This window comes from Pseudomonas sp. 2835, from assembly GCF_050435905.1.
Classification (GTDB): Bacteria; Pseudomonadota; Gammaproteobacteria; order Pseudomonadales; family Pseudomonadaceae; genus Aquipseudomonas.
Window position 1 is genome coordinate 52073 of record NZ_JBNDLE010000008.1, and the last position, 21893, is coordinate 73965.

Below are 21893 nucleotides of genomic sequence, written 5' to 3' on the forward strand. Positions count from 1 at the left end.
ACTTCTGCTAACAAGAATTACTTGCAATAATGGCCACCCAATTTTGTTCTCGGCCTGTCTCGAGGCCTGGAAGGACAACCACCTCTTTCTTCTTCATCAGGTCAGGCCAGCATGACACGTATTCAACCTTCCGCTTCGCCAACCACGTCGCGCGCATGGCGCGCCATCGCCGCGCTGATGTTCAGCCTGGTGATGGCACCCGCCGCCCTGGCCGATGAGCCGACCACTGCTCCCACCACTCCAGCCGCCGTGGCCCCGGCCGCGCCAGGTGCCGAACAATCTGCCGCGCCGACCGATCCAGCCGCCGCGCCCGCTGTTGCGCCGACTGATGGCCAGGCAGCCAACCCGGCTGACGAAAGCGTTGAAGCACTGGTCGAAGATACCAGCCTGGGCATGGCCCACGACCTGTCGCCATGGGGCATGTACAAGAACGCCGACATCGTGGTGAAGATCGTCATGATCGGCCTGGCTATCGCCTCGATCATCACCTGGACCATCTGGATCGCCAAAGGCTTCGAGCTGATGGGCGCCAAGCGTCGCCTGCGTGGCGAAATCGCCGCCCTCAAGCGTGCCACCACTCTCAAGGAAGCCAGCGACAGCGCAAATAAAGAAGGCACCCTGGCCCACATCCTGGTCCACGATGCCCTGGATGAAATGCGCCTGTCGGCCAATACCCGCGAGAAAGAAGGCATCAAGGAGCGCGTGAGCTTCCGCCTTGAGCGCCTGGTAGCTGCCAGCGGCCGCAACATGAGCAGCGGCACCGGCGTGCTCGCCACCATCGGCTCCACCGCGCCGTTCGTCGGTCTGTTCGGTACTGTGTGGGGCATCATGAACAGCTTCATCGGCATCGCCAAAACCCAGACCACCAACCTCGCCGTGGTTGCCCCGGGTATCGCCGAAGCCCTGCTGGCCACCGCCCTGGGCCTGGTTGCAGCAATCCCGGCAGTGGTCATCTACAACGTCTTTGCCCGCTCCATTGCCGGCTACAAGGCGCAGGTATCCGATGCCTCGGCCGAAGTACTGCTGCTGGTCAGCCGCGACCTGGACCACCAGCCAGGCGATCGCGCCGCTGCACCTCACATGGTTAAAGTGGGCTAAGCCATGGGCCTGCATCTTAACGAAGGTGGCGACGACCTCGCCGAAAACCACGAAATCAACGTCACGCCGTTCATCGACGTCATGTTGGTCCTGCTGATCATCTTCATGGTGGCAGCGCCGCTGGCAACCGTCGACATCAAGGTCGACCTGCCAGCCTCGACCGCAAAACCTGCGCCGCGGCCCGAGAAGCCGGTGTTCCTCAGCGTCAAGGCTGACCAGAACCTGTACGTCGGCGACGAGCAGGTCCAACGTGACCAGCTCGGGGCAATTCTCGACGCCAAGACCAAGGGCGACAAGGACACCACGATCTTCTTCCAGGCCGATAAAGGCGTGGATTACGGCGATCTGATGGAAGTCATGAACACGCTGCGCGCGGCCGGTTACCTGAAAGTCGGTCTGGTCGGCCTTGAGACGGCAGCCAAGAAATGATCAAGACGCGGCATAAGCTGGCGCGTTACAGCAGTAGTCTGGCAATTGTGCTGGGTATCCATGCCGTTGCCGTGCTGCTGACGCTCAATTGGTCGGTGCCCCAAGCGATCGAATTGCCGCCTGCGGCGATGATGATCGAAATGGCACCGATGCCCGAACCGGCACCGCCACCTCCACCCAAGGTGGTTACCCCGCCACAGCCGCCAGCGCCGGTCGAAGAACCGCCGCTGCCGAAACTGGCCGAGGCGCCGAAACCGAAAATCGCCATTGCCAAGCCGGTCAAGCCAAAGGCCAAACCGCAGCCGCCCAAGCCCGAGAAAAAGCCTGAGCCGCCGCAGGAGAAACCGGCCGACGAGGAAGTTGTCGATACGCCGCCTACTACCGCACCTGCGCAAAAATCGGCTGCCCCGGCGCCGAGCATCGCCACCAACAGCAATGCCCTGCCTACCTGGCAGAGCGACCTGCTGCGTCACCTGGCGAAGTACAAGCGCTATCCGGAAAACGCCCGGCGCATGCGCATGGAAGGCATCAACCGCCTGCGCTTCGTGGTCGATGGCGAGGGCAAGATCCTCTCCTACGCCCTGGCTGGCGGATCGGGCAGTGCGGCACTGGATCGAGCGACCCTGGAGATGATCCGTCGCGCGCAACCGGTGCCACCACCGCCCAAGGAATTGCTCAACAACGGCAGCATTGAAGTGATCGCGCCTTTCGTCTACTCGCTGGACAAACGCTAACGCTTTGTTTCTGTCACAAACGAGCAAGTCTGATAACGTGCGTCTATCGATTGCAGCCGCTATGCTGGGGCCGCAACTTCATGGACGCACGTTATGACCCTCACAGAATTGCGCTACATCGTCACCCTCGCCCAGGAGCAGCACTTCGGCCATGCCGCCGAGCGCTGCCACGTCAGCCAGCCGACCCTGTCGGTCGGCGTCAAGAAGCTTGAGGACGAGCTGGGTGTACTGATCTTCGAGCGCAGCAAAAGCGCAGTGCGCCTGACCCCGGTCGGCGAAGGCATCGTTGCCCAGGCGCAAAAGGTGCTTGAGCAGGCCCAGGGCATCCGCGAACTGGCCCAGGCCGGCAAGAACCAGCTGACCGCCCCGCTGAAAGTCGGCGCGATCTACACCGTCGGCCCCTACCTGTTCCCGCACTTGATCCCGCAACTGCACCGGGTCGCCCCGCAGATGCCGTTGTACATCGAAGAGAACTTCACCCATATCCTGCGCGACAAGCTGCGCAATGGTGAACTGGACGCGGTGATCATTGCCCTGCCGTTCAATGAAGCCGACGTGCTGACCCTGCCGCTGTACGACGAACCGTTCTACGTTTTGATGCCCAGCGAGCATCCATGGACCCGAAAGGAAACCATCGACGCCAGCCTGCTCAACGACAAGAGCCTGTTACTGCTCGGCGAAGGCCACTGCTTCCGTGACCAGGTGCTCGAGGCGTGCCCGACCCTGGCCAAAGGCAGCGACGGCGCCAAGCACACCACGGTCGAGTCCAGCTCGCTGGAAACCATTCGCCACATGGTCGCTTCGGGCCTGGGCGTGTCTATTCTGCCGCTGTCCGCAGTGCACAGCCATCACTACGCCCCGGGCGTGATCGAAGTGCGCCCACTGAGCCCACCGGCGCCGTTTCGCACCGTGGCCATTGCCTGGCGCGCCAGCTTCCCGCGGCCCAAGGCGATCGAGATCCTCGCTGACTCGATCCGCCTGTGCTCGGTCGCCAAACCCGCCGCGAGCCAGTAGGAAAGCACCATGCCGGAGTTGTCCCAGGTCTCGGTGACCGCGCTCAAGGGGGTCGGCGAGGCCATGGCCGAGAAGCTCGCCAAGGTCGGCCTGGAGAACCTCCAGGACGTGCTGTTCCACTTGCCGCTGCGCTATCAGGACCGCACCCGCGTAGTGCCCATCGGCGCCCTGCGCCCGGGCCAGGATGCGGTAATCGAAGGCGTGGTCAGTGGCACCGACGTGGTCATGGGCAAGCGCCGCAGCCTGCTGGTGCGCCTTGGCGACGGCAGCGGCGTGCTGAGCCTGCGCTTCTACCACTTCAGCAACGCGCAGAAGGAAGGCCTCAAGCGTGGCACCCACCTGCGCTGCTACGGTGAAGCCCGCCCCGGCGCTTCGGGCCTGGAGATCTATCACCCCGAATACCGCGCGCTGACCGGCGATGAGCCAGCGCCGGTGGAACAGACCCTGACCCCGATCTACCCGACCACCGAGGGCCTGACCCAACAACGCCTGCGTCAGCTGTGCCAGCAGAGCCTGGCACTGCTCGGCCCGCGCAGCCTGCCAGACTGGCTGCCGGAAGAACTGGCCCGGGATTACCAATTGGCGCCGCTGGACGATGCGATCCGCTACCTGCACCACCCGCCGGCCGATGCCGACGTCGATGAGTTAGCAGAAGGGCACCATTGGGCCCAACACCGCCTGGCATTCGAAGAACTGCTGACCCACCAGCTGTCACAGCAGCGCCTGCGCGAAAGCCTGCGCGCCCAGCGTGCGCCGGTGTTGCCCAAGGCCAGCCGGTTGCCCCAACAGTACCTGGCCAACCTCGGCTTTGCGCCGACCGGCGCGCAGCAGCGCGTGGGCAACGAGATCGCCTATGACCTCAGCCAGCCGGAGCCGATGCTGCGCCTGGTCCAGGGCGATGTTGGCGCAGGCAAGACCGTGGTCGCCGCCCTCGCCGCCCTGCAGGCGCTGGAAGCCGGTTACCAGGTAGCGCTGATGGCACCCACCGAGATCCTCGCCGAGCAGCACTTCATTACCTTCAAGCGCTGGCTGGAGCCACTGGGCATCGAAGTCGCCTGGCTGGCCGGCAAGCTCAAGGGCAAGGCGCGCGCTAGCGCCCTGGAACAGATCGCCGCCGGCGCACCGATGGTGGTCGGCACCCATGCCTTGTTCCAGGAAGAGGTGAAATTCAAGAATCTGGCCCTGGCGATCATCGACGAACAACACCGCTTCGGCGTGCAGCAGCGCCTGGCCCTGCGCCAGAAAGGCGTGGGCGGCCAACTCTGCCCGCACCAGCTGATCATGACCGCCACGCCAATCCCGCGTACCCTGGCGATGAGCGCCTACGCCGACCTGGACACCTCGATCCTCGACGAACTGCCGCCAGGGCGCACCCCGGTCAACACCGTACTGGTTACCGACAGCCGGCGCTTCGAAGTGGTCGAGCGGGTGCGCGCGGCCTGCGCCGAAGGGCGCCAGACCTACTGGGTCTGCACCCTGATCGAAGAATCCGAAGAACTCACCTGCCAGGCCGCCGAAACCACTTTCGAGGAACTCAGCAGCGCCTTGGGCGAGTTGCGTGTCGGCTTGATTCACGGGCGCATGAAGCCTGCGGAAAAAGCCGCGGTGATGGCCGAATTCAAGCAGGGCAACCTGCAACTGCTGGTGGCGACCACGGTGATCGAGGTCGGTGTCGACGTGCCCAATGCCAGCCTGATGATCATCGAGAACCCCGAGCGCCTGGGCCTGGCGCAGTTGCACCAGTTGCGCGGCCGGGTTGGCCGGGGCAGTGCGGTGAGCCACTGCGTGCTGTTGTATCACCCGCCGCTGTCGCAGATCGGGCGCGAACGCCTGGGAATCATGCGCGAAACCAACGACGGCTTCATCATCGCCGAGAAAGACCTGGAGCTGCGTGGCCCTGGTGAAATGCTCGGCACCCGCCAGACCGGCCTGCTGCAGTTCAAGGTCGCCGACCTGATTCGCGACGCCGACCTGCTGCCCGCCGTACGCGACGCCGCCCAGGCCCTGCTGGCCCGCTGGCCGTCACATGTCAGCCCCTTGCTGGAACGATGGCTGCGCCACGGCCAGCAATATGGCCAAGTGTGACGCCCGTCCCAGATTGCGGCCAGCCCGGGGTTCAAGCTGGTTATACTCATGCGATTGAAAAATTTTTGGATACAGACCATGACTGAAGTTGCTTTGGACACCGCAACCCCCCACGCTCCGTCTGTTATCCGGTTGCTGCTCGACAAGCTCGGCATCGCCTACCGCGAAGTGACCGACCATCCGCAGCTGCCGACCGCCGCCAAAGTGCAGGCCGTACTGCTGGACGACGAAGTCGGCGCGTTGATGGTGCTGTTCCCGCAAAACCAGTTGCTCGACCTCAGCCGCCTGACCGAGCTGACCGGCCGCAAGCTGGCTGCCGTACCGCTGGAGCGCCTGCGCCACATGCTGGAAAAGCACGGCCTGAAGATCCTCCCGGGGATTCCGGCGCTGACCAGTTCACCGTGCCTTTACGAAGAAAGCCTGCTGCGCCCCGAGCGCCTGCTGATTCATTCCGGTGAAGCCGGGTTGTTGCTGGAGATCGAACGCGACGACTTCAAGAAGATGCTCAGCAAAGCCAGCGCCGGCAACTTCGGCGAACTGCTGACCAGCATCCGCCCCAACCTCGACCGCCCCCACGACGACCGCGAAGAAATTTCCCAGGCCGTCCAGGCATTCACGGCCCGGCGCATCCAGCAACGCCTGGAAAGCACCATCGAGATCCCGCCCCTGGCGGAAACCGCGCAAAAGATCATCAAGCTACGGGTCGACCCCAACGCTACCATCGACGATATCACCGGCGTGGTCGAAACCGACCCGGCCCTCGCTGCGCAAGTGGTCAGCTGGGCGGCTTCGCCCTACTACGCCTCACCGGGCAAGATCCGCTCGGTGGAAGACGCCATCGTTCGCGTGCTGGGATTTGACCTGGTGATCAACCTGGCCCTGGGCCTGGCGCTGGGCAAAACCCTGAGCCTGCCCAAGGACCACCCGCAACAGACCACGCCGTACTGGCAGCAATCGATCTACACCGCTGCGGTGATCGAAGGCCTGACCCGGGCCATGCCGCGAGCCGAGCGCCCGGAATCGGGCCTGACCTACCTGGCCGGGCTGCTGCACAACTTCGGTTACCTGCTGCTGGCGCATGTGTTCCCGCCGCATTTCTCGCTGATCTGCCGGCACCTGGAGGTCAACCCGCACCTGTGCCACAGCTATGTCGAGCAACACCTGCTGGGCATCAGCCGCGAGCAGATCGGCGCCTGGCTGATGCGCTACTGGGACATGCCGGATGAGCTGTCCACCGCCCTGCGCTTCCAGCACGACCCGACCTATGCCGGCGACTGTGCAGCCTTCCCCAACCTGGTGTGCCTGGCGGTGCGTTTGTTGCGCTCACGCGGGATCGGCTCGGGGCCGCAGGAAAGCATCCCCGACGAGCTGCTCGAGCGTCTGAACCTGACCCGCGAAAAAGCCGAGGATGTGGTCAACAAGGTGCTGGAAGCCGAAGCCATGCTGCGTGAGCTGGCGTCGCAGTTCAGCCAGCACTGAGGCGAGAGCCTGACCTTGCTGGTCAGGCCTTCTTTTTCGGTTTCAGGTACTTCATCAGGCCCTGGAACCAGATCACCAGCGCCGGGTTGCCCTTGATCTGGATGCTCTTGTCCTGAATTCCCTGCATGAAGGCCAGTTGCTTGTTCTTGGCCTGCAGGGTGGCAAAACCGAAAGCGGCATCCTTGAAGGCAATGGCAAAGGCCGGCGCAGGGTGAGTGCCGGATTTGCTGCTGATACGCAGGTCCTTGACGATGAAGTGGCGCGCTGCCTTGCCATCGAGGGTCTGCAGCTGGAACACCAGGTCCTTGTCGGCCAGTTGCTGCTGGAAGGCAGGGTTGTTGCGACTGGCCTTGGCCATCAGCAGGCCCATGGCCCAAAGGAGAAAGCGAAACTTCATGTGCACGCCTCGGCTAAAAAGTGACTGGCGAAGCAGTTTATAGTCTCGCTACAAAAACACCATAGTTCTCTGCGCTTTGCCCGATGATAGCCGCCGTTGGCCTTGTAACCGGGTTATTCACTGACGCCTGAACCTGCTCAATGCGTACAGAATCAACTGGTTCGCGCCGATAGCCGCCAGTGCTGTAGACAACCCCAGCACGCTGCAAAACAATGCGCGCAACGGATGCTGTGGCAACAGGTAGAGCAAGATCGCGGCAGGAATGGCCGCCGCCAGCAGCAACCGCCACTTGAGCCGCGGCACCAGCGCTATCACCAGGTTCATCAGCACCACGAAGTAGAAAATCAAATACATGCCCATGCCGATCGCGACGCCGCGCGACATCAGCCCGCCGGCCATCTGCCGGTACATTGTCATGCCAGTGTTGTGCAGCCACAGGTAAGTGACAATGGCCAACAGGTGCACAACCAGGGCGATTGCCAGGCGGTAAGGGCGAGTTACAAGCATTTCTGTGTCTCGTCTTCGACCACGCCCTTGTCGCTCAGGCGCTTGATACCGTCCACGGCGCTGTCGCGGTAACCGCTGGCCTCCAGTGCCGCTTGCTGGTAGCAAGCCATGGCGCGGTCATTGTCCTGCTGGCCAAGCTTGCCTGCCTCGTAAGCAAAGCCAAGATCCACCAGCCCCCGCGGCGACTCCAGCTTCGCCGATTGCTGCAAGGCCTGAAGCGCTTTGCCCGGGTTCTGGCAGACCCGGTCCTCGGCATACTCTTCGCCGTAGCAAACGAAGTGCGCCAGCATGGCCCCGGCGTCCCGTTCAGTGACCATCGCAGCCTCCAGGAGCTGAACGATGGTCGAGTCCGGCAGCCGTTCGGCATCCCCTGAAAAAATCAGGATGACCGCCTGTACTGCAGCATCGTTGTTGCCCTTGGCAGCGGCACTGAGCAGGCTGTTGAGGGCGGCGTTCATCAGTTGCCCTGGGTTGTCGTAGAGCCCTGCCCTGCCCAGGCCCTCATAGAGCCTGGCGCGCTCGACATCCAGCTCGCCGGCGACCTTCTCCTTACGCCCGCTGAAGAAGCCTTCCAGGGACCAGTCGTCGATCCGGCTCAACACCCAGCACTGGCCGCGGGTAAAGGTGTAGACCTTGAGCAGTTCACCCTTGCTGTCGCGCAGCACCATTTGCCGTGTGCCCTCCTGTTCGACTACCAGGCCCCTTTCGGCGCGTTTGGCCGGCTGCAGCAAGGCCAGCGACGGGCGCTGCTCCGGGGTCAGCTTGCGAATCGCCACACGCGGTTGCTTGCGCCCAGGGTAGATCCGCTGTTCGATCAGCGGGTCGGCCACCAGCGCCTGCTGCAGCGCCTCGCTCTGGGCAAAAGCCGCGAAGAAGGCAGCGAAGTCGTTGTTGGTGCAGTCCGGCATGTCCGCCGGGGCGGCAGCACAGGTTGTCGCCCCGGCCAGCAGCAGAAACGAGCAGAGCCACTGCCGCAAGTTCGTCGCAAAGCCCTTCATGGTTTGCCTCTATCGATCAGTTGTTGAGTGGGGGTACACCAGTACTCACTGAAGCCCAGCCAGTAACTCAGCACATCCCGGATGAAGCGCAGGGCGTTTTCCGGCTTGCGGCAATCGGCCTGCTCGTTGGCTACTTCATAGGGCGTATTGCTGATGAAGTAGTTGAGCCAATGGGGTTCCCAGTTGGGCATGGCGATCTCGATATGACCATCGGCCTTGAACAAGCTGATCCAGACGATGCCGACAGTGCCGTCGTCTTCGTAGTCGCGCATATCCAAGGGGGTCTGGGAGAACAGCGGCGTACGGAAAACCTGCTTTTGATTGCTGCGGTCAATGAAACGCAGGTAGGCCAGGTCATCGAAAGGCACCAGCCAGCCACCAACCGGCACGTTTTCCATAAGATAACGGCCTGATTCACTGACCACCCTGACTTCGCCTGGCCGGTCGATCAGTACCTGGATGTTGTGTCCCACCCAAAGTACCAATGCCCCAACCAGCGCCAGGACAAAATAGTGCCTACGTTTCAAGACTGTTCCTTTTTGAATACCTTCAGCCGGCCCAACCAGTGGGCAACCATTATCGCCAGGAAAGTCAGGCCTCCGGCCAGGGGGCTGAAAAACATCGTACGCACCGGGTGATCCGGCATCAGCCAGTAGATGATCAACGCCACCAACGCGCCATTGATCATGAGTTTGTGCTTGAGCCGCGGCACCAGAATGATCACCACGCTGAAGATCACCATCACGTCGAAAACCAGCCAGAAAATGGCGCCCGACGCCACGCCCCGGGCGGTGAAACCACCGTAGATCTGCTTGTAGTAATGAACCCCGATGTCGTTGAACACCAGGAACAGGAAGCAAGCCAGCGCATGCACGACCAGGGCGATCATCCAGCGTTTGATCATCGGGTGTTTCCTTGCAAGGCCTGACACCAGCTACGAACATCGTTCCTGTCGAAGCCCGGGCAATTGTTGTCGCGGGCGATATAGCGATAGGGGTGCGCAGCTTCGTAGGTGAAGTGGTAGTAGTTGTGCTTGTCCTGACCGTACAGCCAGTACGACGAGGAGCCCTGGGAAATCTGGTAGGGCTCGAAGGTCAGCATTGAGGATTCGGCGGGGATGAAGTTTTCAGGCTCCATCCACAGCAGCAGCGCGTTCGAGTACAACGGCGTGGTAACGCCTGGCAGCAGCAGGAGTATCAGCAACGCCAGGGCGAACCACCTGCCTTTGCTCATGCCGGCGGCAGGTTCGCATAGTAGGAACCCACCAGTTCCATGACCACCACGGTAGTCAGGCAAATGAATGTCAGCAGGCGATGCCAGAGCTGGTCACGCCAGCGCCGGTGCAGGCCGGTGAGTATCAGGATCAGACAGACGAAGGCCAGGCTGCCGAACAGATCGCTGTCGGCGACGCCCGCCAGGTAGTTGGGCAAGGTCAGGCCGTCATACATGGCGTTGGCCTACGCTAGCGGTTACTGCGAATCCTTCGATCTTCATCACGGCCCTCCCTGGACACATCCCCGTCCTTGCGACGGCGGCCGCGTATGCTAGCCAGATGCCAGGGCGACGGCAATAAAAAACGGGCACCTTGTGCGGTGCCCGTTTTTCACTGCAATCGATCTGTGCGAGGCATCACGGATTGACGCTGTCCTTCAGGGATTTGCCTGGTTTGAAAGCAACGGTGTTGCTGGCCTTGATCTTGACCGGCTCGCCGGTTTGCGGGTTTTTACCCGTGCGGGCACCGCGGTGACGCTGCAGGAAAGTACCGAAGCCGACCAGGGTCACGCTGTCCTTGCGATGCAGGGCGCCAGTGATTTCTTCGAGCACGGCGTTGAGCACGCGGTTGGCTTGCTCTTTGGTGAGATCAGCCTTTTCCGCAATGGCGGCGGCGAGTTCTGGTTTACGCATAGTGAAGCCTCTTTGACGGTTTTTTTGTTGTTATGCCGTGCTGCTCTTGAAGAACAGCGCCCAAGGCACCGCAGGCTCTAAACTGCGGCAGACGGGAGTGAGAATGGCATGCCCTCAGGGGTCGCGCCAGTCTCTGGGCGGCCATTGTTGGGACAATGGCAGGGGAAATCCGACAGAACGCCGGTTATTTACGCCATTAGCGCCGGAAGTTGCCGATTTAGAGCCAGTTTCTCCATGACCGCGGTACCGGTCAGGGCGTAGCCCAGCAGCTGACCGTCCGCGTCATGGCAGAGCACCTTGAGGTCGGCGCCCTGCCCTTCAACGCTCCACTGGCCTTCGCGGCCATGGGGCACAGGCGACACCACCAACGGGCAAGCCGGAGTTTTAACCGTGACCGGCATCGGCCCATAGGCCACTGCTGTCGGGTTCCCGGCCAGGGTTTGTGCCAGCGCGCGGGCGCAACTCATCAAGGGCATCACGTACAGCAGATTGAGACCATCAACTTCGGCGCAGTCGCCCAGAGCGAAGATATTGGCGTGAGAAGTACGTAGCTGGCGATCAACCACTACGCCGCGGTTGACCTGCAAACCGGCTGCCGAGGCCAGATCGATGCGAGGTCGCAGGCCGACCGCCGACACCACCAGGTCACAAGCGATCACGCTGCCGTCGGACAAATGCGCCTCAAGTTCCTGCCCCAGCCGCTGCAGGCGGGTCAGTACCGGGCCCAGGTGGAAACGCACGCCCAGCCCTTCCAGGCCTGCTTGCACGGCCGCTGCCGCCATCGGGTGGAGCAAGGTCGGCATGACCTGCTCGCACGGCGCCACCAGCTCTACCTGATAACCCCCCAGGCTCATATCGTTGGCGAATTCACAGCCGATCAGCCCGGCACCGAGAATCAACACCCGCTGCTTGCCAGCCGCTGCAACACGGAAACGGGCGTAGTCTTCGAGGTCGTTGATCGGGAAGATCAGCTCGCAAGCGTCGCCTTCGACCGGCACCCGCACGGTTTCGGCGCCCCAAGCCAGGATCAGGTCGCGATAAGGCACCTGCTCTTCACCGATCCACAGACGCTTGTGGCCCGGGTCGATGCCGCTGATGCGGGTGTGGGTGCGCACTTCGGCCTTGAGCTGATCGGCCATGGCGCCCGGCTCGGCCATGCTCAGGCCGTCGGCATCCTTGTTCTTGGCGAAACCGGTGGAAAGCATCGGCTTGGAGTAGGAACGGCCGTCGTCGGCGGTAATCAGCAACAACGGCGTATCGCCGTCGAGCTTGCGAAACTCGCGAGCCAGGTTGTAACCCGCCAGACCTGTACCGACAATCACCACTGGAGCCGTCATGCGCTGCCTTCCTTGAAATCTGATTGAAATGTGATCAGTTGATTTCGATCATCTCGAAATCCATCTTGCCGACACCGCAGTCCGGGCACAGCCAGTCTTCGGGTACGTCTTCCCACCTGGTGCCTGGAGCGATGCCGTCGTCCGGCCAACCGTCAGCTTCGTTGTAGATCAGGCCACAGACGATGCATTGCCACTTTTTCATAACGCACTTCCTCAAAAGACTCAGGCATTGGAGTGGCCGCTCTCATGAAGATTACAGTGGCGACCATCAAAGAAAGGCTTTGTACTGGAGCCAGGTGCCAGCATGCAAGCCGGATCGGGCAATCATGCTAAGCTCGGCGTCTCTCTGGCCTGTTATTCGATACCGCCGTGCCGTACGAAACATTGCAAGCGCCCGCTGCACTCTGGCTGCAGCACCCTGACGTGGCAGACAGCACATCGCCCGCAACCCTCGACTGGTTGTACGACCAGGGCTCCCTGACCCGCCGCCTGATTCAATTATCTGCCGATCAGTTTTCCGTGACACCCCTTTGCGAGGGTTGGCAGCGCCTGCGCGAAGACGAATGCCAAGCCCTGGACCTGCCTGTTGGCAGCGAAGGCTGGGTGCGCGAAGTGTATTTGCGCGGTCACGGCCAGCCCTGGGTGTTTGCCCGTAGCGTGGCCGCGCGCAGCTCGCTGGAAAGTGGCGGCCTGGACATGGAAGCCCTGGGCAGCCGCTCTCTGGGCGAGCTGTTGTTCTGCGAAAAGGCTTTTGTCCGCCGGCCCATCGAGGTCTGCCACTATCCGCAAGCCTGGCTGCCGCCGGAGCAGAGCCATGAAGGCTTGTGGGGACGCCGCTCGCGCTTCGATCGCGGCGCCTTGAGCGTACTGGTGGCCGAGGTGTTCTTGCCTACACTGTGGGCTGCAGCCGAAACCGCTTCGGAGACCCGCTGATGTACCTGCAGTTGCTCAAGTCGTTCAATCGCCTGCACCCACGGGCCTGGGACTTCATCCAGCTGAGCCGGATGGACCGCCCGATCGGTATCTACCTGTTGCTGTGGCCCACCCTTTCGGCGGTGTGGATTGCCGCCAAGGGCGCTCCGACCCTGGCCAACGTGCTGATTTTCACCCTCGGCGTGGTACTGATGCGCGCCGCCGGTTGCGCCATCAATGATTTTGCCGACCGCAAGGTCGATGGCCACGTCAAACGCACCGCCGACCGACCGCTGGCCGCCGGGCGAATCAGCGCTCGCGAGGCACTGACCCTGTTTGCGGTGCTGGTCGGGGTGAGCTTCTTGCTGGTGCTGTGCACCAACGCTACCACCGTGTGGCTGTCGTTCGGCGCGGTGGCGCTGGCGGCCTGCTACCCGTTCATGAAGCGCTACACCTACTACCCGCAGGTGGTGCTGGGGGCGGCCTATTCCTGGGGCATCCCCATGGCCTTCACCGCCGCCACCGGCGAGCTGCCGGCCATTGCCTGGCTGCTGTATATCGCCAACCTGCTGTGGACCGTGGGTTATGACACGTACTACGCGATGGTCGACCGTGATGACGACCTGAAGATCGGGGTCAAATCCACTGCCATCCTGTTCGGTGAAGCCGATCGGGTGATCATCCTGACTTTGCAGGTGTTGTCGCTGGGTTGCCTGCTGCTGGCTGGCAACCGCTTCGAGCTGGGCAACTGGTTCCACCTGGGGCTGGTGGCGGCGCTGCTGTGCTTTGCCTGGGAGTTCTGGACGACGCGCAAGCTCGACCGCGAATCGTGCTTCAAGGCCTTCTTGCATAACCATTGGGCCGGGCTGCTGATCTTTATCGGCATCGTGCTGGATTACAGCTTCTGATTCATCGCGGGGCAAGCCCGCTCCTACCTGTAGGAGCGGGCTTGCCCCGCGAAAAAGCCACTACGGTTTGGCAACGTGCCAGACGTCCTTCATACCGTCGCCCACAGTGTCCCCCGCCTTCTGATCCTTGACGAAGGTGTACAGCGGCTTGCCGTCATAGGCCCACTGCATGCTGCCGTCATCGCGCTTGATCTGTGTCCACTTGCCTTCGGCTTTCTCGCCATCCTTGACCATCAACGGCGGCCAGTTCTTGGCACAATCACCGTTACACATGGATTTGCCACCAGCGTCCTTGTCAAAGGTGTACAAGGTCATACTGTTATGGTCGACCCACATGCCGTCCTTCTCCATGGCATGATGAGCCGAGGCCACTCCCGGCAGCGCCAGGGCTACTGCAGCGAATAGACCCATCCAGTTCAGCGTATGTCGTGTCATTGGATTCACCGTAATTCTCGGGAGAGGGAATTTAAGCCTAGTCCAGTAACAGAATGTTGCTGCTATGGCCCACGAGCTGTCACACGACTGCAATAATTCCGTTATCTAATGCGGGCCAAGACACCTTTAATGGAAGAGGTTTAAGCATGGTTGGCAGAAACATTCTGATCGTTGACGACGAAGCGCCAATTCGCGAGATGATCGCCGTTGCATTGGAAATGGCCGGCTATGACTGCCTGGAAGCCGAAAACTCCCAGCAGGCCCACGCCATCATCGTCGATCGCAAGCCGGACCTGATCCTGCTCGACTGGATGCTCCCGGGCACCTCCGGCATCGAGCTGGCTCGCCGCCTCAAGCGCGACGAGCTGACCGGCGACATCCCGATCATCATGCTCACCGCCAAGGGTGAGGAAGACAACAAGATCCAGGGCCTGGAAGTCGGCGCCGATGACTACATCACCAAACCCTTCTCGCCGCGCGAGCTGGTGGCCCGGCTCAAGGCCGTGCTGCGCCGTGCCGGCCCGAGCGATGGCGAAGCGCCAATCGAAGTCGGTGGCCTGCTGCTGGACCCTATCAGCCACCGGGTGACCATCGACGGCAAGCCCGCCGAAATGGGCCCGACCGAATACCGCCTGCTGCAGTTCTTCATGACCCACCAGGAGCGTGCCTACACTCGCGGCCAGTTGCTCGATCAGGTCTGGGGCGGCAACGTCTATGTCGAGGAGCGCACCGTCGACGTGCACATACGCCGCCTGCGCAAGGCACTGGGTGATGCCTACGAAAATCTGGTACAAACCGTCCGCGGTACCGGTTACCGGTTCTCAACTAAAAGTTGAGAAAGCTGCAAGCCCCAAGCTGCAAGAAAGAGCAAAAGCACACGCAGATCCGCTTCAACCTTGCAGCTTGTAGCTTGCAACGTGCAGCTGATCCGCTAAGGATCCCAATTGAACCAGAACTGGCATGGCACCCTGATTCGCCACATGCTGTTGCTGATCACCGTCTGCCTGCTGGCCGGTCTGATCAGCGGCTACTATGGCTGGAGCCTGGCCCTGGGCCTGGCGATCTACCTGGGCTGGACCCTCAAGCAACTGCTGCGCCTGCATGAATGGCTGCGCCTGCACAAACCCGATGAAGCACCGCCCGATGGCTATGGCCTGTGGGGCGAGGTGTTCGACAGCATCTATCACCTGCAACGCCGCGACCAACGCGTGCGTGGCCGCCTGCAGGCAGTGATCGACCGGGTGCAGGAGTCCACCGCCGCGCTCAAGGACGCGGTGATCATGCTCGACAGCGATGGCAACCTGGAGTGGTGGAACCGCGCTGCAGAAACCTTGCTGGGCCTCAAGACCCCGCAGGACAGCGGCCAGCCGGTGACCAACCTGGTCCGTCACCCGCGCTTCAAAGAGTACTTCGAGCAGGAGAACTACCTCGAACCGCTGGAAATCCCCTCGCCGATCAATGACCGCATGCGCGTGCAACTGCACATCACCCGCTATGGCAACAACGAGCACCTCATGCTGGTGCGCGATGTCACCCGCATCCACCAGCTGGAACAGATGCGCAAGGACTTCGTCGCCAACGTCTCCCACGAGCTGCGCACGCCGCTGACGGTGATTGCCGGTTACCTGGAAACCCTGCTCGACAACGTCGAAGAAGTGAACCCGCGCTGGGTGCGCGCCCTGCAGCAGATGCAGCAGCAAGGCGGACGCATGCAAACGCTGCTCAACGACCTGCTGTTGCTGGCCAAGCTGGAAGCCACCGATTACCCCTCGGACAACCAGCCAGTGGCCGTCGACACCCTGCTGCAATCGATCAAGGGCGATGCCCAGGCATTGTCCGGGCAGCGCAACCAGCGCATCAGCCTGGAGGCGCAGCCGGGCATTCGCCTTAAGGGTAGTGAGGCGGAGCTGCGCAGCGCCTTCTCCAACCTGGTGTTCAATGCGGTCAAGTACACCCAGGACGAAGGCCAGATCCGCATCCGCTGGTGGGCCGACGAGCAAGGCGCACACCTGAGCGTGCAGGACTCGGGCATCGGCATCGACCCCAAGCACCTGCCACGCCTGACCGAACGCTTCTACCGCGTCGACTCCAGCCGCGCCTCCAATACCGGTGGCACCGGCCTGGGCCTGGCGATCGTCAAGCACGTGCTGCTGCGCCATCGCGCGCGCCTGGAAATCAGCAGCGTGCCAGGCCACGGCAGCACCTTTACCTGCCATTTCGCCCCAGTGCAGATGGCCTCGCACCAGGTCTCCTGAGCCGCCGCCCTTTAAATTTGCGCAGTCAGCCGCTACATTGGCTGACTCGCGCCAGCTCATGCTGGCATTGCTGTACTCCCTTTCTTAAAAGACGGACCCCGTAAAACTCCATCATGGACCCTTCCCCTGGTTTCAACCTCGCTGCACTTTTCGCCGATTTCGGCATGATTCTTTTTGCTCTGCTGCTGGTTCTGCTCAACGGCTTCTTCGTTGCCGCCGAGTTCGCCATGGTCAAATTACGCTCGACCCGGGTCGAGTCGATTGCCGAGCAGCATGGCTGGCGCGGGCAGATCCTGCGCACCGTACACAGCCAGCTGGACGCCTACCTGTCCGCTTGCCAACTGGGCATCACCCTGGCCTCGCTGGGCCTGGGCTGGGTGGGTGAGCCGGCCTTTGCGCACTTGCTCGAACCATTGCTGGCCGCTGTCGGCGTTGAATCGCCGGAAGTCATCAAGGGCATCTCGTTCTTCAGCGCCTTCTTCGTCATCTCCTACCTGCACATCGTCGTCGGTGAGCTGGCGCCCAAGTCCTGGGCTATCCGTAAGCCCGAACTGCTGTCGCTGTGGACGGCGGTGCCGCTGTATCTGTTCTACTGGCTGATGTACCCGGCCATCTACCTGCTCAACGCCAGCGCCAACGCCATTCTGCGAATCGCTGGCCAGGGCGAGCCCGGGCCGCACCACGAGCACCATTACAGCCGTGAAGAGCTCAAGCTGATCCTGCACTCCAGCCGTGGCCAGGACCCTAGTGACCAGGGCATGCGCGTACTCGCCTCGGCGGTCGAAATGGGCGAGCTGGAGGTGGTCGACTGGGCTAACTCGCGCGAAGACATGGTCTGCCTCGATGCCAACGCGCCGCTCAAGGAAATCCTCGCGATGTTCCGTCGGCACAAGTTCAGCCGCTACCCGGTACTCGATGCCGAGCGCGGCGAATTCATCGGCCTGCTGCACATCAAGGACCTGTTGCTGGAGCTGGCCGACCTCGACCATATCCCCGAGTCGTTCAACCTGGCTGAGCTGACCCGGCCGCTGGAGCGCGTGTCGCGGCACATGCCGCTGGCGCACCTGCTCGAGCAGTTCCGCAAGGGCGGCGCGCACTTTGCGCTGGTTGAGGAAGCCGACGGCAAGGTCATCGGCTACCTCACCATGGAAGACGTGCTGGAAGTGCTGGTTGGCGACATCCAGGACGAACACCGCAAGGCCGAGCGCGGCATCCTCGCCTACCAGCCGGGCAAGCTGCTGGTGCGCGGCGACACCCCGCTGTTCAAGGTCGAACGGCTGCTTGGCGTAGACCTGGACCACATCGAGGCAGAAACCCTCGCCGGCCTGGTCTACGAGACCCTCAAGCGGGTGCCGGAAGAGGAAGAGCTGCTGGAGGTCGAAGGCCTGCGCATCATCATCAAGAAGATGAAAGGGCCGAAGATCGTCCTGGCCAAGGTGCTCAAGCTCGATTGAGCTGCCTCAGGGGTTGCCGGCGGTAAAGTTCGGCAACCCGCCGACGGGCTGGTTGAACTGGTAGGGAATCGACTCCAGCGCCAGCCCGACGTTGCGCTGCACCACAAAGTGCAAGTGCGGGCCGCTGCTGTTGCCGGTATTGCCGGATTTGGCCAGCGGCGTGCCGTACACCACCCGCTGCCCTTCCCTGACCACCACCGAGCCGCGCATCAGGTGCAGGTACACGCCCATGGTGCCGTCTTCGTGAAGGATCCGCACAAAGTTGCCAGAAGGATGGCTACCACGGCCGCTCTGGCTGTTTTCGGTCTTGATCACCACTCCTGCTCTTGCAGCGATGATCGGCGTGCCCTCGGGCATGGCGATGTCCATGGCATAGCGGCCCTTGGGCCCGAAATGGCTGTAGCGACCATTGGGGCCCTGGGTCAGGCGAAAGGGCCCGCCGCGCCAGGGCAATGGGTAACGGAACGCCTGTTGACGCTTGCCCGGGTTGCCCAGGGCAAAGTCGAACTTGCTCTTGTAGCTCACCGGTTTACCGGGCTGGCGTGCACTGAGCAACGTCAGCGGAACCGTGCTGCGCGCCGGTATCACACGCCGTATCAGCCGCGACGCGCCACCCTGGACATTGCCCAGGCGCTCCAGGCGCAGCTCCACCTCAACCGGCGCGTAAGTGTCATTGCGCGCACTGAAGCGTACCCCACCGGCAAACCGGTTGGCCTGCAACTGCACCTGGGTTTCCAGCTGTTCGACCATCCGGTCGCCAAAAACAAACGCCCGGCTGCCGGGAATCGGCCGATCGGAATAGGACACCACGCCATAAGCGTCGGTACTTTTGTAGAGGGTCATGGCCAGCACAGGGCCGCAGGCCATGAGCAAGGCGCAGAACAGCAGCGTGCGTGCAGGCATGAGTAGTGGCTTTTTGACAGTTAGTGGTCTGTCGAAGCCTAGCAGCGGATTTTGGCGGGGGTATGGCGAGAGTGTTTCAGGGGTGTGCTAGGAGACGAACGGTGCATTGATCGCCGGCAAGGCCGGCTCCTGTAGGAGCCGGCTTGCCCCGCGAAGAGGCCAGCCCAGTCAATACATCAGGTGTTGTCTGGATTGCGACCGCTGCGCGCTCGATCGCGGGGTAAGGCCCGCTCCCACAGGGCCATCAGGCCCCTGGCACGAAGTGCTTCTGCGCCGAGCCGCGGGCGATCAGGCGCGACAGGTAGTCGAGCTTCTGCGCATCCTGGTCAACGAACTTGAAGGTCAGTTGCAACCAGTCACTGTCGGGTTTCGGCTCCAGCGCGGCAACCGCATGCAGGTAGCCGTTGAGGCGGGCGATCTCGGCGTTCTCACCTTGCTCCAGGTCGAGCACCGCGCCTTCCAGCACCTGTGGCAGGGTTTCGCCACGGCGCACCACCAGCAGCGCTTCCTTGAGGCTCAAGGCCTTGATAACGCATGGCTGAACACCGCTTGGCAGGCGCAGTTGGCCCTGGCCACGGCCGGCCGGCGCTGCAGCTGCAGGCTTGGGAGCGCTCACCAGTGGTTTGGCTGCCGCCACCGGGGCAGCCGCTGGCGCAGGCTTGACCGTTTCGGCACGACCGCCGGTCAGGGCACTCAACGAGTCGTTGGCGAAGGCCGATGTAGCGCGGGTCGGCGCACTGGCCAGCAAGGTGTCGAGCTTGCCGACCTTGGTCAGGGCTTTTTTCACCTTGGTCAGCAGTTGCTCGTTGGTGAACGGCTTGCCGACAAAGTCCGAGACCCCGGCCTGAATCGCCTGGACCACGTTCTCCTTGTCGCCACGGCTGGTGACCATGATGAACGGCAGGGTCTTCATCGACTCTTGCTGACGGCACCAGGTCAGCAGCTCAAGGCCGGACATTTCCGGCATTTCCCAGTCGCACAGAACCAGGTCGAAAGCCTCGCGGCTCAGCAATGTCTGGGCCTTGCGGCCATTGACCGCATCTTCGATGACGATACCGGGGAAGTAGTTACGCAGGCACTTCTTGACCAGGTCGCGAATGAACGGCGCATCATCCACAACCAACACACTGACTTTACTCATCGCCACTCCTATTGAATCCCGACTAGCATAACGCTGACTGATGGCCATTTGCCAAACATTGGGTCACGCCGGGACTCGTTGTTTCGTTCGCGGCTGCCTCACCCGCAAACGAAAACGCCCGGCCAGGGCCGGGCGTTCATTCTCGGGGCAGTCTTAGTTATCGTCAGATTTGCCCGGAACATTAGCGCTTTCGCCGCTACGCTGAACCTCTTCCTGCATACGCTTGAGGCCCAGGTGACGGACGTCGGTACCGCGCACCAGGTAGATCACCAGCTCGGAGATGTTGCGCGCGTGGTCGCCGATACGCTCCAGCGAACGCAGGGCCCAGATCACGCTGAGAACGCGCGAGATCGAGCGCGGATCTTCCATCATGTAGGTGACCAGCTCACGCAGGGCGGTCTTGTATTCGCGGTCGATGGTCTTGTCGTATTGCGCCACCGACAGCGCCAGGTCGGCGTCGAAACGGGCAAAGGCATCCAGGGCATCACGAACCATGTTGCGCACCTGGTCGCCAATGTGGCGCACTTCGACATAGCCACGAGGCGACTCGCCTTCTTCGCACAGCTGGATGGCGCGGCGGGCAATCTTGGTTGACTCGTCGCCGATGCGCTCCAGGTCGATCACCGACTTGGAAATGCTGATGATCAGGCGCAGGTCGGACGCCGCCGGCTGGCGCCGGGCCAGAATGCGCACGCACTCTTCGTCGATGTTGCGCTCCATCTGGTTGATCTGCTCGTCGACTTCACGCACCTGCTGGGCCAGGCCCGAATCGGCCTCGATCAGCGCGGTGACCGCGTCGTTGACCTGCTTCTCGACCAGGCCGCCCATCGCCAGGAGGTGGCTGCGAACCTCTTCGAGTTCGGCGTTGAACTGCTGGGAGATATGGTGGGTAAGGCTGTCTTTATCGATCATGCTTTCGCTCCGCGAAAAAGCTTCAAGTAGCAAGCTTCAAGCTTCAAGTTTGTTCGTGTCGTTCCCGGGCTTCACGCTCGCCACTTTCTTGCAGCTTGCGGCTTGAAGCTTGCAACTGCCGCTAGCCATACCGGCCGGTGATGTAGTCTTCGGTCTGCTTCTTCGCCGGGTTGGTGAACAGCGTATCGGTATCACCGAACTCCACCAGCTTGCCCATGTACATGAACGCGGTGTAGTCGGAGACCCGCGCCGCCTGCTGCATGTTATGGGTAACGATGACGATGGTGTACTTGGACTTGAGCTCATAGATCAGCTCTTCGACCTTGAGCGTCGAAATCGGGTCGAGTGCCGAGCAAGGTTCGTCGAGCAGCAGTACTTCCGGCTCCACAGCGATGGTACGGGCAATCACCAGACGCTGCTGCTGACCACCGGACAGGCCCAGCGCCGATTCGTGCAGGCGGTCCTTGACCTCATCCCACAACGCCGCGCCCTTGAGCGCCCACTCCACGGCTTCGTCGAGCACACGCTTCTTGTTGATACCCTGGATACGCAGGCCGTAAACCACGTTCTCGTAGATGGTCTTGGGGAACGGGTTGGGCTTCTGGAACACCATGCCGACCCGGCGGCGCAGCTCGGCAACGTCTTCGCCCTTGCGGTAGATGTTGTTGCCGTAGAGGTTGATCGCGCCTTCCACGCGGCAGCCGTCAACCAGGTCGTTCATGCGGTTGAAGGTCCGCAGCAAGGTCGATTTACCGCAGCCGGACGGGCCAATGAAGGCAGTCACGCGCTGCTTGGGGATGTTCATGCTGACATCGAACAGTGCTTGCTTGTCGCCGTAGTACAGGCTCAGGCCAGGCACTTCGATGGCTACGGTTTCTTCAGCCAGGCGCAGGCTCTGTTTGTCGCGACCCAGGGCCGACATGTCTATACCGTGAGAATGGGTTTCATGTTGCATGATTTCACTCCGTTTGTAGCTGCAAGCTTCTCGCT

At 62.0% G+C, this 21893-nt stretch carries 26 protein-coding genes; 11 read left to right on the top strand and 15 right to left on the bottom strand.

What is annotated here, in order from left to right; all coding sequences use genetic code 11:
• The first annotated feature begins 111 nt into the window (after positions 1 to 111).
• The 6 genes from exbB to ABIE20_RS13640 all read left to right on the top strand — a co-directional run bounded on the left by exbB (position 112) and on the right by ABIE20_RS13640 (position 6839).
• The gene (exbB, locus tag ABIE20_RS13615) at positions 112 to 1098 is read left to right on the top strand and encodes a tonB-system energizer ExbB (RefSeq protein ID WP_429505531.1); all 987 of its coding nucleotides are present in this window, start codon (positions 112 to 114) and stop codon (positions 1096 to 1098) included.
• 3 nt (positions 1099 to 1101) lie between these two features.
• The gene (gene exbD / locus ABIE20_RS13620) at positions 1102 to 1527 is read left to right on the top strand and encodes a TonB system transport protein ExbD (RefSeq protein WP_045199557.1); all 426 of its coding nucleotides are present in this window, start codon (positions 1102 to 1104) and stop codon (positions 1525 to 1527) included.
• Positions 1524 to 2261, top strand: coding sequence for an energy transducer TonB (locus ABIE20_RS13625; RefSeq protein ID WP_429505532.1), 738 nt, complete (start codon positions 1524 to 1526; stop codon positions 2259 to 2261). Before exbD ends, ABIE20_RS13625 begins: the two co-directional genes overlap by 4 nt.
• 93 nt (positions 2262 to 2354) lie before the next feature.
• Complete coding sequence (locus ABIE20_RS13630; RefSeq protein WP_429505533.1) at positions 2355 to 3275, top strand: LysR substrate-binding domain-containing protein; 921 nt, start codon at positions 2355 to 2357, stop codon at positions 3273 to 3275.
• Between the two features lie 9 nt (positions 3276 to 3284).
• Positions 3285 to 5360: an ATP-dependent DNA helicase RecG gene (gene recG / locus ABIE20_RS13635; RefSeq protein WP_429505534.1), complete on the top strand. Its 2076-nt coding sequence runs from the start codon at positions 3285 to 3287 to the stop codon at positions 5358 to 5360.
• 78 nt (positions 5361 to 5438) lie between these two features.
• Positions 5439 to 6839 carry an aminoacyl-tRNA deacylase and HDOD domain-containing protein gene (locus ABIE20_RS13640; RefSeq protein ID WP_429505535.1) on the top strand — a complete coding sequence of 467 codons (1401 nt, stop codon included), beginning with the start codon at positions 5439 to 5441 and terminating at the stop codon, positions 6837 to 6839.
• Between the two features lie 22 nt (positions 6840 to 6861).
• Here ABIE20_RS13640 and ABIE20_RS13645 read toward each other — a convergent pair whose 3' ends face one another.
• The 10 genes from ABIE20_RS13645 to ABIE20_RS13690 form a co-directional block, all read right to left on the bottom strand.
• Complete coding sequence (locus ABIE20_RS13645) at positions 6862 to 7236, bottom strand: helicase (protein ID WP_045199547.1); 375 nt, start codon at positions 7234 to 7236, stop codon at positions 6862 to 6864.
• A gap of 117 nt (positions 7237 to 7353) precedes the next feature.
• Positions 7354 to 7692 (bottom strand): hypothetical protein, encoded by a 339-nt coding sequence (locus ABIE20_RS13650; RefSeq protein ID WP_429505536.1) that lies wholly within the window; start codon positions 7690 to 7692, stop codon positions 7354 to 7356.
• Positions 7693 to 7733: 41 nt separating this feature from the next.
• Positions 7734 to 8741, bottom strand: coding sequence for a hypothetical protein (locus ABIE20_RS13655; RefSeq protein ID WP_429505537.1), 1008 nt, complete (start codon positions 8739 to 8741; stop codon positions 7734 to 7736).
• Entirely contained in the window at positions 8738 to 9268 is a 531-nt protein-coding gene (locus ABIE20_RS13660; protein WP_429505538.1) for a hypothetical protein, read from the bottom strand. The genes ABIE20_RS13655 and ABIE20_RS13660 overlap by 4 nt, the downstream gene beginning before the upstream one ends.
• On the bottom strand, positions 9265 to 9645 hold the full coding sequence (locus ABIE20_RS13665) for a hypothetical protein (RefSeq protein WP_429505539.1): 381 nt from the start codon (positions 9643 to 9645) through the stop codon (positions 9265 to 9267). Before ABIE20_RS13665 ends, ABIE20_RS13660 begins: the two co-directional genes overlap by 4 nt.
• Positions 9642 to 9974, bottom strand: coding sequence for a hypothetical protein (locus ABIE20_RS13670; protein WP_429505540.1), 333 nt, complete (start codon positions 9972 to 9974; stop codon positions 9642 to 9644). Before ABIE20_RS13670 ends, ABIE20_RS13665 begins: the two co-directional genes overlap by 4 nt.
• Positions 9971 to 10189 (bottom strand): hypothetical protein, encoded by a 219-nt coding sequence (locus ABIE20_RS13675; protein WP_429505541.1) that lies wholly within the window; start codon positions 10187 to 10189, stop codon positions 9971 to 9973. The genes ABIE20_RS13670 and ABIE20_RS13675 overlap by 4 nt, the downstream gene beginning before the upstream one ends.
• Positions 10190 to 10370: 181 nt before the next feature.
• Positions 10371 to 10646 carry an HU family DNA-binding protein gene (locus tag ABIE20_RS13680; RefSeq protein ID WP_003213368.1) on the bottom strand — a complete coding sequence of 92 codons (276 nt, stop codon included), beginning with the start codon at positions 10644 to 10646 and terminating at the stop codon, positions 10371 to 10373.
• A 188-nt stretch (positions 10647 to 10834) separates the two neighbouring features.
• On the bottom strand, positions 10835 to 11983 hold the full coding sequence (locus ABIE20_RS13685) for an NAD(P)/FAD-dependent oxidoreductase (protein WP_429505542.1): 1149 nt from the start codon (positions 11981 to 11983) through the stop codon (positions 10835 to 10837).
• Between the two features lie 34 nt (positions 11984 to 12017).
• Positions 12018 to 12185, bottom strand: coding sequence for a rubredoxin (locus ABIE20_RS13690; protein ID WP_030138222.1), 168 nt, complete (start codon positions 12183 to 12185; stop codon positions 12018 to 12020).
• 167 nt (positions 12186 to 12352) lie between these two features.
• Between ABIE20_RS13690 and ABIE20_RS13695 the strand changes: the two genes are divergently transcribed.
• Positions 12353 to 12916: a chorismate lyase gene (locus ABIE20_RS13695; RefSeq protein ID WP_429505543.1), complete on the top strand. Its 564-nt coding sequence runs from the start codon at positions 12353 to 12355 to the stop codon at positions 12914 to 12916.
• Entirely contained in the window at positions 12916 to 13803 is an 888-nt protein-coding gene (gene ubiA / locus ABIE20_RS13700) for a 4-hydroxybenzoate octaprenyltransferase (protein WP_429505544.1), read from the top strand. The genes ABIE20_RS13695 and ubiA overlap by 1 nt, the downstream gene beginning before the upstream one ends.
• A gap of 60 nt (positions 13804 to 13863) precedes the next feature.
• On the opposite strand, the gene ABIE20_RS13705 is transcribed toward ubiA, so the two are convergent.
• On the bottom strand, positions 13864 to 14238 hold the full coding sequence (locus tag ABIE20_RS13705; protein ID WP_258608647.1) for a COG4315 family predicted lipoprotein: 375 nt from the start codon (positions 14236 to 14238) through the stop codon (positions 13864 to 13866).
• 146 nt (positions 14239 to 14384) lie between these two features.
• Here ABIE20_RS13705 and phoB point away from each other — a divergent pair, with 146 nt between their 5' ends.
• The 3 genes from phoB (at position 14385) to ABIE20_RS13720 (ending at position 17947) form a co-directional block, all read left to right on the top strand.
• Entirely contained in the window at positions 14385 to 15074 is a 690-nt protein-coding gene (gene phoB, locus ABIE20_RS13710; RefSeq protein ID WP_010225936.1) for a phosphate regulon transcriptional regulator PhoB, read from the top strand.
• Positions 15075 to 15218: 144 nt separating this feature from the next.
• Positions 15219 to 16493: a phosphate regulon sensor histidine kinase PhoR gene (phoR, locus tag ABIE20_RS13715; RefSeq protein WP_429505685.1), complete on the top strand. Its 1275-nt coding sequence runs from the start codon at positions 15219 to 15221 to the stop codon at positions 16491 to 16493.
• A 113-nt stretch (positions 16494 to 16606) separates the two neighbouring features.
• Positions 16607 to 17947, top strand: coding sequence for a hemolysin family protein (locus tag ABIE20_RS13720; RefSeq protein ID WP_045199523.1), 1341 nt, complete (start codon positions 16607 to 16609; stop codon positions 17945 to 17947).
• A gap of 6 nt (positions 17948 to 17953) precedes the next feature.
• Here the strand turns inward: ABIE20_RS13720 and ABIE20_RS13725 are convergent, their stop codons facing one another.
• The 4 genes from ABIE20_RS13725 to pstB form a co-directional block, all read right to left on the bottom strand.
• Entirely contained in the window at positions 17954 to 18850 is an 897-nt protein-coding gene (locus tag ABIE20_RS13725; RefSeq protein WP_429505545.1) for a peptidoglycan DD-metalloendopeptidase family protein, read from the bottom strand.
• Positions 18851 to 19094: 244 nt separating this feature from the next.
• Positions 19095 to 19991, bottom strand: a complete 897-nt coding sequence (locus ABIE20_RS13730) for a response regulator (RefSeq protein WP_429505546.1) — start codon at positions 19989 to 19991, stop codon at positions 19095 to 19097.
• A gap of 153 nt (positions 19992 to 20144) precedes the next feature.
• A complete protein-coding gene (phoU, locus tag ABIE20_RS13735; protein WP_010225942.1) occupies positions 20145 to 20903 on the bottom strand; it encodes a phosphate signaling complex protein PhoU in 759 nt (252 codons plus the stop codon).
• A 121-nt stretch (positions 20904 to 21024) separates the two neighbouring features.
• Complete coding sequence (gene pstB / locus ABIE20_RS13740) at positions 21025 to 21858, bottom strand: phosphate ABC transporter ATP-binding protein PstB (protein WP_038997984.1); 834 nt, start codon at positions 21856 to 21858, stop codon at positions 21025 to 21027.
• Positions 21859 to 21893: the final 35 nt, after the last annotated feature.